Source organism: Xanthomonas boreopolis (genome assembly GCF_046529185.1).
GTDB lineage: Bacteria > Pseudomonadota > Gammaproteobacteria > Xanthomonadales > Xanthomonadaceae > Pseudomonas_S > Pseudomonas_S boreopolis.
Genome location: NZ_CP097162.1, coordinates 3,037,749 through 3,050,347, shown reverse-complemented (window position 1 = coordinate 3,050,347; position 12,599 = coordinate 3,037,749). Strand labels below are relative to the sequence as shown.

The following is a 12,599-nucleotide window of genomic DNA, read 5'->3' as shown; positions in this document are numbered from 1 at the left end:
CGTATTCTGCCGCTGTTCAGCCGCAAGTACATTACCAAACGGGCACGCCGCCGATGCCCGTGCCGGAAAACAAAAAAGCCGCGGCGAGCCGCGGCTTTTCCGTGGGCGCAATGCCCGGGGTCAGACCTGCATCGCCTTGGCGACTTCGGCGGCGTAGTCCTCGACGACCTTCTCGATGCCTTCGCCGACCACCAGGCGCTGGAAGCCGACGACGTCGGCGCCGGCGGCCGTGACGACCTGCTCGACCGACTTGTCGCTGTCCAGCACGTACGGCTGGCCGTACAGGGTGACCTCGTTGACGATCTTGTTGATCTTGCCCGAGATGATCTTCTCCAGGATCTCGGCCGGCTTGGCCTTGTCCTTGTCGGACATCTTGGCCAGCTCGATCTCCTTCTCCTTGGCGATGAAGTCGGCCGGCACGTCGGAGGCCTTGTTGTGCGGCGGGTTCATCGCGGCGACGTGCATCGCCAGGCCGCGGGCCAGCTCGGCGTCGCCGCCGGCCAGGTCGACCAGCACGCCGATCTTGCCGCCGTGGACGTAGGCGGCCACGTTGTTGGCGGTGTCGACGCGGACCAGGCGGCGGATCTGGATGTTCTCGCCCAGCTTGGCCACGGCGGCGGCGCGGGCTTCCTCGACGGTCTCCCCGGAGGCGAGCTTGGCGGCCTTCAGGGCATCGACGTCGGCGGCACCGGAGGCCAGGGCGGCCTGGGCGACGGCGTCGGTGAAGGCGATGAAGTTGCTGTCCTTGGCGACGAAGTCGGTCTCGGAGTTGATCTCCACCAGCACGGCCTTGCCGCCGTCCTGGGCCGCGGCGATGCGGCCTTCGGCGGCGACGCGGTCGGCCTTCTTGTCGGCCTTGGCCAGGCCCGACTTGCGCAGCCACTCGGCCGCGGCGTCGATGTCGCCGGCGTTCTCGGTGAGCGCCTTCTTGCACTCCATCATGCCGGCGCCGGTGCGCTCGCGCAGTTCCTTGACCAGGGAAGCAGTGATTTCCACGGGATTACCTCGTATGCGGTGTGTAGGGCGGGGCGAGGCCCCGCCAACGGGTATTCGATCCGGCCTGGAGGGACGGGCCGGTGGCCCGTCGGCCGGAGGAGCGGCCATGCAGCGTGGCATGGCCGCATGGCAGGCCGATTACTCGGCCGCTTCTTCCTTCTTGCCCTTCTTGGCCGGGGCGCGGCGGGCCGGCTTGGCTTCCTCGGAAGCCTCGGCGAACTCTTCCTCGCGGACCGAGGCGGCGTTCGGGGCGGCGGCCTTGCCTTCCAGCACGGCGTCGGCGGCGGCGCGGGCGTACAGCTGCACGGCGCGGATGGCGTCGTCGTTGCCCGGGATCGCGTAGTCGACCAGGGCCGGATCGTAGTTGGTGTCGACCACAGCCACGACCGGGATGCCCAGCTTCTTGGCTTCCTTGATCGCGATGTCCTCGTGGCCGATGTCGATCACGAAGATCGCGTCGGGCAGGCGGTTCATGTCCTTGATGCCGCCCAGCGAGGCTTCCAGCTTGTCGCGCTCGCGGCGCAGGCCCAGCACTTCGTGCTTGACCAGCTTGTCGAAGGTGCCGTCGGTCTCGGCCGCTTCCAGCTCCTTCAGGCGGGCGACCGACTGCTTGACGGTGCGGAAGTTGGTCAGGGTGCCGCCCAGCCAGCGCTGGGTCATGTACGGCATGCCGCAGCGCTCGGCCTCTTCCTTGATGGCGTCGCGCGCGCTGCGCTTGGTGCCCAGGAACAGGATGGTGCCGCGCTTCTGGGCGACGCTCGAGATGAAGTTCATCGCGTCGTTGAACAGCGGGACGGTCTTCTCGAGGTTGATGATGTGGATCTTGCCGCGCGCGCCGAAGATGTACGGAGCCATCTTGGGGTTCCAGTAGCGGGTCTGGTGGCCGAAGTGGACGCCGGCTTCCAGCATCTGGCGCATGGTGACTTGGGGCATTGCTGTACTCCAGTTGGATGTGGAATCGCTTCCGCGCGCGGCCGTTCTCGTTGAGGTCCGCGCATGCGATTCCGGGGTTGGGCCTCCCTGCCGCGTCCGTGTCCGAACCCCTCGCGGGGCACCCCGGCACGGATGTGGGCGGCAGGTGTGGATTCGCCGGTGGCGTCCGGCGTGGACGGATTTCCGTGGCCGAGGGCCGGGAAAATCCCGCGGATGATAGCCCGTCGGCCGCGGCCGCGCAAATCCGGGCATGGCCGGGGCCGCCGGGACGGCGCGGATGGCCCGCTCCCGTTCAGATTCAGCCCGGATCGGCGATAATCGCCGGCATGACCGTGAATCTCAAGACCCCCGAAGAAATCGAGAAGATGCGCATCGCCGGCCGCCTGGCCGCCGAGGTGCTCGACATCGTCGCGCCGCACGTGAAGCCGGGCGTGACCACCGCCGAGCTGGACCGCATCTGCCACGACCACATCGTCAACGTGCAGGGCACGATCCCGGCCAATGTCGGCTACCGCGGCTTCCCCAAGACGGTGTGCACCTCGGTCAACAACGTCATCTGCCACGGCATCCCGAGCGAGGGCAAGGTCCTCAAGGACGGCGACATCGTCAACATCGACGTCACCGTGATCAAGGACGGCTGGCACGGCGACACCAGCCGGATGTACTACGTCGGCACGCCTTCGGTGATGGCCAGGCGGCTGGTCGAGGTGACCCGCGAGGCGATGTGGCGCGGCATCCGCGCGGTCCGGCCGGGCGCGACCCTGGGCGACGTCGGCCATGCGATCCAGCAGTACGCCGAGTCCGAGCGCTTCAGCGTGGTGCGCGAGTACTGCGGCCACGGCATCGGCAAGGTGTACCACGACGAACCGCAGGTGCTGCACTACGGCCGCCCCGGCGAGGGGCTGGTGCTCAAGCCCGGGATGACCTTCACGATCGAGCCGATGATCAACGAGGGCACGCGCTACACCCGGGTGCTGCCGGACGGCTGGACCGTGGTGACCAAGGACCGCAAGCTTTCGGCGCAGTGGGAGCACATGATCGCCGTCACCGAGGACGGCGTGGACGTGCTGACCCTGTCGCCCAACGACCCCGTGCGCGCGTGAGCAGGCTGCCGGCGGCGGGTCTGTCCGGAACCGACATCGCCGGCGATGGCGAATGGGCGGCGCAGGCGCGCCAGTCGCTCGCCCACACCGATGCGCGGCTTGGACGGCGCTTCGACCAGGCCGACGACATCGACCGCCTGCTGGCGTTGCGCGCGCGCGCGATCGACGAGCTGATCCGCGATGCGTGGTCCCGCTGCGTCCCCGGGGACGCCGGCCTGTCCCTGCACGCGGTCGGCGGCTACGGGCGCGGCGAGCTGTTCCCGCGCTCGGACATCGACCTGCTGGTGCTCGGCGCGCCGGAGTCGCAGCGCCTGCACGAGCAGGCGCTGGCGCGCCTGTTCGCGCTGCTGTGGGACGCGGGGCTGCCGGTCAGCCACGCGGTGCGCTCGCCGGAGCAATGCACGCAGGCGGCCGAGGACCAGACCGTATTGACTGCGCTGGTCGAGTCGCGCCCGCTGGTGGCCGGCCCCGAGGCGCAGGCGCAGCTGGCGGCCGCGATCGCGCCGCAGCGGATCTGGCCGCCGCGCGAGTTCTTCCTGGTCAAGCGCGAGGAACTGCAGGCCCGGCACCAGCGCTTCGGCGACACCGCCGACAACCTGGAGCCGGACATCAAGGAAGGCCCGGGCGGGCTGCGCGACCTGCATACGCTGGGCTGGATGGCGCTGCGCACGTTCGGCGTGCACGACCTGGACGCCCTGGTCGGCCTGGGCCACCTCGGCCCGGACGAGGCCGCCGCGCTGCGGCGCGAGCGGCGCGAACTGGCGCGGTTGCGCTTCGGCCTGCACCTGGTCGCCAACCGGCCCGAGGAGCGGCTGCGCTTCGACTACCAGAAGGCGCTGGCGCAACGGCTCGGCTTCCACGACGACCCGGAGAGCCTGGGCGTCGAGAAGATGATGCAGCGCTTCTACCGCAGCGCGGCCATGGTGCGCAGGATCAGCGACCGGTTGCTGCAGCGGTTCGAGGAACAGTTCGACGGCGAGGCGGTGCCGGTGGTGGTGGGAGAGGGCTTCTCGCTGCGCCGCGGCTACCTGGCGGCGGACGCGCCGGGTTGGCCCAACGGCGACGTGCTGCAGGTGTTCGCGCTGTTCTCGACCTGGGCGACCAACGGCGACGTGCGCGGCCTGCATTCGCTGACCGCGCGGGCGCTGGCCGAGGTACTGCGGTTCCTGCCGGCCTATGCCGACGCGCCGCTGCAGGCGCGCGAGGCCTTCATGGCCCTGATGCGCGGGCCGCGCGCGGTCGAGACGCTGAACCGGATGGCGCGGCTGGGCGTGCTCGGCCAGTGGATCCCGGCCTTCGCCAAGGTGTCCGGGCGGATGCAGTTCGACCTGTTCCACGTCTACACGGTCGACCAGCACACCCTGATGGTGCTGCGCAATCTCGCCCAGTTCGCCAGCGGCCGCGCCGACGAGCGCTTCTCGATCGCGCACGAGGTGTGGCCGCGCCTGCGCAAGCCCGAACTGCTGTTGCTGGCGGGCTTGTTCCACGACATCGCCAAGGGCCGCGGCGGCGACCACTCCGAGCTCGGCGCGGTGGATGCGCGCGAATTCTGCGTGGCGCACCAGCTCAGCGAAAGCGATACGGAACTGGTGGCGTGGCTGGTCGAGCAGCACCTGCGCATGTCGGTGACCGCGCAGAAGCAGGACATCTCCGACCCGGAGGTGATCCATCGCTTCGCCTCGCTGGTGGGCAGCCGCGAACGCCTGGACTACCTGTACCTGCTGACCTGCGCCGACATCGCCGGCACCAGCCCCAAGCTGTGGAACACCTGGAAGGACCGGCTGCTGGCCGACCTGTACTTCGCCACCCGGCGGGCGTTGCGCGAGGGCCTGGAAAACCCGCCGCCGCGCGAGGAGCGCCTGCGCGAGGCGCGCGAGTCCACGCGCGCGCTGCTGCACGTGCAGGGCGTGCCCGACGACGTGATCGACCGCCAGTTCGCCGGCATGCCGGAAGAATGCTTCCTGCGCTTCCGTCCTGCGCAGCTGGCCTGGCAGGCGATCTCGCTGATCGAGGTCGAGATCGGCGGCACGCTGGTGAAGGCGCGCCGCGCCGCGCCGGACAACGACGCGGTGGAGGTGTTCGTGTATTCGCCCGACCGCGACGGCCTGTTCGCCGCGATCGTCACCACGCTCGACCGCAAGGGCTACGGCATCCACCGCGCGCGCGTGCTCGACGCGCCGCATGGCGCGATCTTCGACACCTTCGAGGTGCTGCCGGCCGACGCGTTCGCCGAGCGCGACCCGGACCGCCTGGCGGCGGCGCTGGCGCACGTGCTCGCCGGCGACCTGGCCGACGTGCGCACCTCGCGCCGGGTGGTACCGCGGCAGCTGCGGCACTTCCGCTTCGCGCCGCGCATCGAGTTCAAGGATTCCGCCGATGGCGGCCGCACCCGGCTCAGCCTGGTCGCGCCCGACCGGCCCGGCCTGCTGGCCGACCTCGCGCAGGTCCTGCGCAGCCATCACCTGCGCGTGCACGACGCGCGCATCGCCACGTTCGGCGAGCGCGCCGAGGACCAGTTCCTGATCACGGACGAGCACGACCGCCCGTTGACCGATCCCTCCCGCCAGGCCCTGCACGACGCGCTGCTGGCCTGTCTCGACCCCAAGTAAGCACGTTGGAGATCCCCTGATGGCTACCAAGCCCGCGTCCAAGAAGCCCGCCACCAAGAAGGCCGTCGCCAAGAAGGCCGTCGCCAAGAAGACGGTCGCCGCGAAGAAGGCCGCGAAGGCCGCACCGAAGACCGAGGCGGCTGCGGAGGCGCAGGCCGAGCACGCGGCGCGCCGCAGCCTGCGCAAGCCGCCGGCGCCGGGCGTGGCCGAGCTGAAGTTCGGCATCGAGAGCGCGTTCGAGCGCCGCGCGATGTTGACCATCGACGAGATCGAAGGCTCCACCAAGACGATGGTGAACCGCGTCATCGACGGCCTGGAGAGCGGCGAGTTCCGCGTCGCCGAGCCGGACGGCCACGGCGGCTGGAAGGTCAACGAGTGGCTGAAGAAGGCGGTGCTGCTGTACTTCCGGGTCAACGACATGGCGGTGGTGGACGCCCGCCCCGCGCCGTTCTGGGACAAGGTCGAGGCGCGCTTCGCCGGCTACGACGAGGCCAGGTTCCGCGCCGCCGGCGTGCGCGTGGTGCCGGGCGCGGTGGCGCGCCGCGGCAGCTACTTCGGCAAGGACGTGGTGCTGATGCCGAGCTTCACCAACATCGGCGCCCACGTGGGCGAGGGCACGATGGTGGACACCTGGGCCACGGTCGGTTCCTGCGCGCAGGTCGGCAAGCACTGCCACCTGTCCGGGGGCGCCGGCATCGGCGGCGTGCTGGAGCCGCTGCAGGCCAGCCCGACGATCATCGAGGACCATTGCTTCATCGGCGCGCGCTCGGAAGTGGTGGAAGGCGTCGTGGTCGGCCACCACAGCGTGATCGGCATGGGCGTGTTCATCGGGCAGAGCACCCGCATCTACAACCGCGCGACCGGCGAGATCAGCTATGGCTACGTGCCGCCGTACAGCGTGGTGGTGTCCGGGCAGCTGCCGTCCAAGGACGGCACGCACTCGCTGTACTGCGCGGTGATCGTCAAGCAGGTCGATGCGAAGACGCGCAGCAAGACCAGCGTGAACGACCTGCTGCGCGGGTTGGCGGACTGATTTCTCTTCCTTCTCCCCTCCGGAGAAGGCGCCCCGGAGGGTCGGGCGAGGGGTACGGGCGCGGCCTCGTGCGCCCGGCCATTCGCGAGGGGGCTTCCCCGTACCCTCGCACCGCCCCTGCCTCGCCGGGAGAGGGCTATTGGATTGCAAGCATCTGGAATTTGGCATGACCACGATCTACGGCCTGAAGAACTGCGACACCTGCAAGAAGGCGACCAAGTGGCTGGACCGCTTCGGCGTCGCCTACACGTTCGTCGACTACCGCGAGCACAAGCCCAGCCCCGAGACGCTGCTGGAATGGGCGGGCAAGGCCGGCGGTTTCGATGCGCTGGTCAACAAGTCCTCGACGACCTGGCGCCAGTTGCCGGACAACCGCAAGCAGCCCGGCAGCGAGGCCGAGTGGAAGCTGCTGCTGCGCGAGCACCCGCAGCTGATCCGCCGGCCGGTGGTGGTGAAGGACGACGGCGGTTTCAGCCAGGGATTCTCCGACAACGGCTTCAAGAAGCTGTTCGGTGCCGGCTGAGATGAGCGACGTCCTCGACCTGGCCCGCGAACTGATCGCCCGGCCCTCGGTGACGCCGGAGGATGCCGGTTGCCAGGCATTGATCGCCGGGCGCCTCGCGAAGGCCGGATTCGCCTGCGAGCACCTGCGCTTCGGCGCGGTCGACAACCTCTGGGCCACGCACGGCAGCGGGGCGCCGGTGCTGGTGCTGCTCGGCCATACCGACGTGGTGCCGCCGGGGCCGGCCGAGGCCTGGGCCAGCGACCCGTTCGTGCCCGAGGTGCGCGACGGCGTGCTGTACGGGCGCGGCGCGGCCGACATGAAGGGCAGCGTGGCCGCGTTCGTGGTCGCCGCGGAGCAGTTCGTCGCCGCGCATCCGGACCATCCCGGCACGTTGGCGGTGCTGCTGACCTCGGACGAGGAGGGCGACGCGATCGACGGCGTGCGCAAGGTGGCGGCGCTGTTCCGCGAGCGTGGCGAGCGCATCGACTGGTGCATCACCGGCGAGCCGTCCTCGACCGGGCGGCTGGGCGACCTCTTGCGGGTCGGGCGCCGCGGTAGCCTGTCCGGCACGTTGACGGTGAAGGGCGTGCAGGGGCACGTGGCCTATCCGCACAAGGCGCGCAACCCGATCCACCTGGCGGCGCCGGCCATCGCCGAGCTGGCCGCGCGGCATTGGGACGATGGCTACGAGAGCTTTCCGCCGACCAGCCTGCAGGTCAGCAACATCCACGCCGGGACCGGCGCCAACAACGTCATCCCCGGCGAACTGCAGGTGCTGTTCAACCTGCGCTACAACCCGCACTGGGACGCGCCGCGGCTGGAAGCGGAGATCGCCGCGCTGCTGGACCGGCACGGGCTGGACTACGCGCTGAAGTGGCATCGCAGCGGCGAGCCGTTCTACACGCCAGAAGGCACGCTGCGCAGCGTCGCGCGCGAGGTGCTGGGCGAATTCGCCGGCGCGCCGCCCGAGGAAAGTACCGGCGGCGGCACCTCGGACGCGCGCTTCATCGCGCCGCTCGGCGCGCAGTGCATCGAGATCGGGCCGATCAACGCCAGCATCCACCAGGTCGACGAGCACGTGCGCGTCGCCGACCTGGAGGCCTTGCCGGCGCTGTACCGCCGCCTGGTCGAACGGTTGCTCGCGTAACAGTTGCGCCGCCGCACGGGCCGGGTTAACGTCGCCGCCATGTCGCTTTCCGTCCTCGCCACCGCGAACGTTTCGAACCGCACCAACAATGCGGCGAATAATCGTGCGCGGCCGATGCGGGTCTGCGACTAGGCGAAAGCAGCAAACAAGCGCCCAGTGACCAGAAAACCCGCATCGGCCGATGCGGGTTTTTTGTTGCCTGGGTTTCCGCGCCGCCGGCGATCGGGGCGGCAGGGCGAAGTTTCCAGACACGTGCAATCCCCACAATCCAGGAGAGTCATCCCATGTGTTCCATCTTCGGCATCTTCGGCCTGCAACCCGGCGACGACCGGCAGGCCCTGCGCCGCCAGGCGTTGGAGTGTTCGCAGCGGCAGCGCCATCGCGGCCCCGACTGGAGCGGCGTGTACATCGACGACGGCGCCATCCTGGTGCACGAGCGGCTGGCGATCGTCGATCCCGCGGGCGGTTCGCAGCCGCTGCTGTCGGAGGACGGCGAACTGGCGCTGGCGGTGAACGGCGAGATCTACAACCACCTGGCGCTGAAGGGCGAGTTGGCGCAGCCCTACGCCTTCCAGACCGGTTCGGATTGCGAGGTCATCAACGCGCTCTATCGCGAGGACGAACCGGCGTCGTACCTCAACCGCCTCAACGGCATCTTCGCCTTCGCGCTGTGGGACAAGGCCAAGGGACGCGCGATCATCGCGCGCGATCCGATCGGCGTGGTGCCGCTGTACTGGGGGCACGACAAGGAAGGCCGGTTGCGCGTGGCGTCGGAGATGAAGTCGCTGGCCGATACCTGCGCCGACGTGGCGCAGTTCCCGCCTGGGCACTGGTACGACACCGCCACCGGCGAGCTGACCCGGTACTACGAGCGGCCGTGGCGCGACTACGCGGCGGTCGAGGGCGTGCAGGTCTCGCCTCGGGAACTGCGCGAGGCGTTCGAGGCGGCGGTGCATCGCCAGCTGATGACCGACGTGCCCTACGGCGTATTGCTGTCGGGCGGGCTGGATTCCTCGCTGGTCGCCGCGGTGGCCGCGCGCTACGCGCGCCATCGCATCGAGGACAACGACAGGACCGAGGCCTGGTGGCCGCGCCTGCATTCGTTCGCGATCGGCCTGGAGGGCTCGCCCGACCTGGCCGCGGCCAAGGTCGCGGCCGAGGCGCTGGGCACCGTGCACCACGGCTTCGAGTACACCTTCGAGGAAGGGCTGGATGCGTTGCCGGAGGTGATCCGGCATATCGAGACCTACGACGTCACCACCATCCGCGCGTCCACGCCGATGTTCCTGCTGGCGCGGCGGATCAAGGCGATGGGCGTGAAGATGGTGCTGTCGGGCGAGGGCAGCGACGAGATCTTCGGCGGCTACCTGTACTTCCACAAGGCGCCGAACGCGCGCGAGTTCCACGAGGAGCTGGTGCGCAAGCTCGACGCGCTCAACAACTACGACTGCCTGCGCGCCAACAAGTCGATGATGGCCTGGGGCGTGGAGCCGCGCGTGCCGTTCCTGGACCGCGAGTTCCTCGACGTGGCGATGCGGATGGACGCGAAGTACAAGATGATCGACAAGGCCAGCGAGGGCCCGCAGCGGATGGAGAAGGGCGTGCTGCGCGAGGCGTTCGACGGGTACCTGCCCGAATCGATCCTGTGGCGGCAGAAGGAGCAGTTCAGCGACGGCGTGGGCTACGGCTGGATCGACGGGCTCAAGGCGTACGCCGAGGCGCACGTCTCCGACCGCGTGCTGGCCGCGGCCGACAAGCGCTTCCCGGTGAACCCGCCGCAAACCAAGGAGGCGTACTACTACCGCAGCCTGTTCGAACAGTTCTACCCGAGCCCGGCCGCGGCCGAGACGGTGCCGGGCGGCAAGTCGATCGCCTGCTCGTCGCCGGCGGCGATCGCCTGGGATGCGAGCTTCGCCAGGATGGCCGATCCGTCCGGCCGCGCGGTGGCGGGCGTGCACGAGCAGGCGCTGGCGTCGTGAGATGACACGGCGGAAGGCTGCCGGGGAGTAGGTTCGCGGCAGCCATTGTCCCGAGAAGATCCGTTGTCGGATCGAGTGGTTTTTGTGGGAGGGACTTCAGTGCCGACGGACTTCACCGGTGAAGCTTGTCGGGACTGAAGTCCCTCCCACATCCATGCGTGTGCAATCGAGCGACGTTCTACTGGCTCCGCACGCATTCGCCGTAGACCTCCACCGGCGGATTGAACCCGGATGCGTCGGCCTGGTTGGCGCGCCACAGGTTCGGCTTGAAATCGCCGCCCTTGCAGTTGGCCGCGCGGTCCACGCCGATGGTGTAGGTGTAGGGGCTGCCCTTGAAGACATTGCGCTCGAACAGGTTGTCCTGGCTCATGCTGCCGTCCCAGCACAGAATCTCCGGCGTGCGGTAGCGGATCGAGCAGGTCAGGAACACGCCGGCGGACTTGTTGTCGAGGAACTGGTTGTCCACGAACCGGTTGCGGCGCGCGTCGGCGAGGTAGATGCCCTGGCTGCCATTGCGTTCGAGCCGGTTGCCGCGGATCTCGCTGTCCTCCAGGTGCTCGGTGGTGATGCCGGCGGCCACGTTGTCGTGGATATGGTTGTCGACCAGGCGCACGCGCGCGGTGCGATTGAACGATACGCCGTCCCATTGCGCGCCGGAGACGTCGTTGCGCTCGAAGCGCAGGTCGCGGCTGTCGCGCTCGCTGAGCAGGCAGGCGCTGCGGCAATGGCTGGCCTTCAGGCCCGACAGGCGGATTTGGTCGCCGGCGCGGATCACCACCGCGCTGTTGCTCAGGTACGGGTGCTCGGGCATGAACTCGTGCTCGGCGCGGCCGCCGATGAGTTGCAGGTCGGCGACGACGACGTTGCGGATGCGCATGGCGGGCACCGCGTGCAGGTGGTCGCCGATCACCAGCAAGGGTTGCTGCACATCGTCGGCCATGCGCAGCACGGTGTCGTGGCCGGCGCCGCGCAGGGTGAAGTCGTTGCGGCGGATCGCCAGCAATCCCTCGAGCGGGTACTCGCCCTTCACCAGGCACAGCGTGGCCGGGCGATCGGCGGGCAGGCGATCGATGGCCTGCTGCAGGTCGCCGCCGGGCGCGGCGCGGGCGGTGCATCCCTCCGGGGTGGAGGGCGATGCCTGCGCAGCGGTTGCGGCCAACAGCAGGCAGGGAAGCAGGAGGGTTCGCATCATGGAGCGATTGTTGTGAGGGGGCTGCGCATGGTGCTCAAGGAGGGCCTGCATCAGGGACGTCACTCCCGCGAAATGCTTTTCAGCAGCCGCATGGCTGATCAAGCGGGGATCCAAGGACGTTGCTGGTAATGGCTCTACGTCCATGGATTCCCGCCTTCGCGGGAATGACGAGGAGTGGGGGCTTTGCTCAATGTCTGGCTAAGAGCGGCTAACAAAACCGCCTTGTACACCTGAGCGGTGATGACAAAATCGCCTGCATGGCACGTCGCAAAGAGATTCCCGCCGCGCTGTGGAAGCGCATCGAACCTTTGATCCCGCCCGTGAAGCCCTCGCCCAAGGGAGGGCGACCGCGCGTGAGCGACCAACAAGCCCTCAACGGTATCGTCTATGTCCTGCGCACCGGCATCCCGTGGGAGGAGTTGCCCCAGGAACTGGGCTACGGCAGCGGCATGACCTGCTGGCGGCGGTTGCGCGACTGGCAAGCCGCCGGGGTCTGGCATCGTCTGCATCAGGTCCTGTTGGCCGAACTGCGCCGGGCCGACAAGCTGGACCTGAGTCGAGCCAGCCTGGACGCGGCCAGTGTGGCCGCCCCCCGGGGGGCGCCTACACCGGGCCGAACCCGACCGATCGCGGTAAGCTCGGTAGCAAGCGGCACCTGATCACCGACTGCAACGGCATTCCCTTGGCGTTCTGTGTCACCGGAGCCCACCGGCACGACTCGGTGGTATTCGAGGAGTTGGTTGATGCACTGCCCCCGATCGCTGGCAAGCCGGGGCGTCCGCAACGCTGGCCGGGCAAGCTGCACGCCGACAAGGCCTACGACATCGACCGCTGCCGCGATCACCTCAACCAGCGAGGTATCACCCCGCGTATCGCCCGCAAGGGGATAGAACGCAACGATAGGCTGGGACGCTATCGTTGGGTAGTCGAGCGCACTCATGCTTGGTTCGCGGGCATGGGCAAGCTGCGCATCCGTTTCGAACGCCGGATCGATATCCATCTGGCCCTGCTGTCTCTCGCCTGCTCGGTCATCTGTCTTCGCCATCTTCCCGGGTTTTGTTAGCCGCTCTTAGTGTCGCCATTCCCGAGGGAGGTTCCCACG

10 protein-coding genes are annotated in these 12,599 nt (G+C 68.9%); 7 read left to right on the top strand and 3 right to left on the bottom strand.

Annotated elements, in window-relative coordinates; genetic code table 11:
- Positions 1-120 precede the first annotated feature (120 nt).
- Positions 121-996, bottom strand: a complete 876-nt coding sequence (gene tsf / locus M3M27_RS13725; protein WP_434025973.1) for a translation elongation factor Ts — start codon at positions 994-996, stop codon at positions 121-123.
- Positions 997-1,134: 138 nt separating this feature from the next.
- Positions 1,135-1,929 carry a 30S ribosomal protein S2 gene (gene rpsB / locus M3M27_RS13720; RefSeq protein ID WP_140722143.1) on the bottom strand — a complete coding sequence of 265 codons (795 nt, stop codon included), beginning with the start codon at positions 1,927-1,929 and terminating at the stop codon, positions 1,135-1,137.
- A gap of 326 nt (positions 1,930-2,255) precedes the next feature.
- Between rpsB and map the strand changes: the two genes are divergently transcribed.
- From map to asnB, 6 genes are all read left to right on the top strand, one after another.
- Positions 2,256-3,032 carry a type I methionyl aminopeptidase gene (gene map, locus M3M27_RS13715; RefSeq protein WP_218569631.1) on the top strand — a complete coding sequence of 259 codons (777 nt, stop codon included), beginning with the start codon at positions 2,256-2,258 and terminating at the stop codon, positions 3,030-3,032.
- Positions 3,029-5,641: a [protein-PII] uridylyltransferase gene (locus tag M3M27_RS13710; RefSeq protein WP_434025972.1), complete on the top strand. Its 2,613-nt coding sequence runs from the start codon at positions 3,029-3,031 to the stop codon at positions 5,639-5,641. The genes map and M3M27_RS13710 overlap by 4 nt, the downstream gene beginning before the upstream one ends.
- A gap of 19 nt (positions 5,642-5,660) precedes the next feature.
- Positions 5,661-6,674: a 2,3,4,5-tetrahydropyridine-2,6-dicarboxylate N-succinyltransferase gene (dapD, locus tag M3M27_RS13705; protein WP_434025971.1), complete on the top strand. Its 1,014-nt coding sequence runs from the start codon at positions 5,661-5,663 to the stop codon at positions 6,672-6,674.
- Between the two features lie 166 nt (positions 6,675-6,840).
- Positions 6,841-7,197 carry an arsenate reductase gene (locus tag M3M27_RS13700; protein WP_140722135.1) on the top strand — a complete coding sequence of 119 codons (357 nt, stop codon included), beginning with the start codon at positions 6,841-6,843 and terminating at the stop codon, positions 7,195-7,197.
- 1 nt (position 7,198) lies between these two features.
- Entirely contained in the window at positions 7,199-8,326 is a 1,128-nt protein-coding gene (gene dapE, locus M3M27_RS13695; RefSeq protein WP_434025970.1) for a succinyl-diaminopimelate desuccinylase, read from the top strand.
- A 284-nt stretch (positions 8,327-8,610) separates the two neighbouring features.
- Positions 8,611-10,305 (top strand): asparagine synthase B, encoded by a 1,695-nt coding sequence (asnB, locus tag M3M27_RS13690; protein WP_434025969.1) that lies wholly within the window; start codon positions 8,611-8,613, stop codon positions 10,303-10,305.
- Between the two features lie 178 nt (positions 10,306-10,483).
- Here asnB and M3M27_RS13685 read toward each other — a convergent pair whose 3' ends face one another.
- Complete coding sequence (locus M3M27_RS13685) at positions 10,484-11,497, bottom strand: right-handed parallel beta-helix repeat-containing protein (RefSeq protein WP_434025968.1); 1,014 nt, start codon at positions 11,495-11,497, stop codon at positions 10,484-10,486.
- A 257-nt stretch (positions 11,498-11,754) separates the two neighbouring features.
- On the opposite strand from M3M27_RS13685, the gene M3M27_RS13680 reads away from it, so the two are divergent.
- Positions 11,755-12,560 (top strand): IS5 family transposase gene (locus M3M27_RS13680; RefSeq protein WP_130531530.1). Its coding sequence is split into 2 segments (ribosomal slippage): positions 11,755-12,085 and positions 12,085-12,560, totalling 807 coding nucleotides; the frame shifts between segments, so codons are not numbered across the junction.
- Positions 12,561-12,599 lie beyond the last annotated feature (39 nt).

Coding starts and splice junctions, on each gene's coding strand:
- rpsB (WP_140722143.1), bottom strand. CDS start 1,929: ATGCCCCAAGTCACCATGCGCCAGATGCTGGAAGCCGGCGTCCACTTC.
- map (WP_218569631.1), top strand. CDS start 2,256: ATGACCGTGAATCTCAAGACCCCCGAAGAAATCGAGAAGATGCGCATC.
- dapD (WP_434025971.1), top strand. CDS start 5,661: ATGGCTACCAAGCCCGCGTCCAAGAAGCCCGCCACCAAGAAGGCCGTC.
- M3M27_RS13700 (WP_140722135.1), top strand. CDS start 6,841: ATGACCACGATCTACGGCCTGAAGAACTGCGACACCTGCAAGAAGGCG.
- dapE (WP_434025970.1), top strand. CDS start 7,199: ATGAGCGACGTCCTCGACCTGGCCCGCGAACTGATCGCCCGGCCCTCG.
- asnB (WP_434025969.1), top strand. CDS start 8,611: ATGTGTTCCATCTTCGGCATCTTCGGCCTGCAACCCGGCGACGACCGG.
- M3M27_RS13685 (WP_434025968.1), bottom strand. CDS start 11,497: ATGATGCGAACCCTCCTGCTTCCCTGCCTGCTGTTGGCCGCAACCGCT.